The sequence below is a fragment of the Pseudoflavonifractor sp. 60 genome (assembly GCF_009911645.1).
GTDB lineage: Bacteria > Bacillota > Clostridia > Oscillospirales > Oscillospiraceae > Lawsonibacter.
The window spans coordinates 1-214 of the sequence record NZ_QWKI01000303.1; the positions used below are offsets into that span (position 1 = coordinate 1).

At 59.3% G+C, this 214-nt stretch carries 1 pseudogene; it reads right to left on the reverse strand.

Annotated elements, in window-relative coordinates:
- Positions 1-214: pseudogene (locus D1646_RS21890) on the reverse strand (tyrosine-type recombinase/integrase); the annotation flags it as partial.

Below are 214 nucleotides of genomic sequence, written 5' to 3' on the forward strand. Positions count from 1 at the left end.
GTTGTAGCGCATACTGCGGCGGACCGTCAGACATGTTCTTTCAAGTCAATGTCCTGCCACGTCAGCGCACAGACCTCGCCAATACGAAGCCCGGTGTAGTAGGCGATCTGGATGGGGAGAAGCGCGGGGTTGTTCCAGGCTTTCAGAAAGTCGGCCAGACTTTGATACTGCTCGTGGGTGATGGTGGGAACCGCGCCCTCCTGGTCAGCCCCGC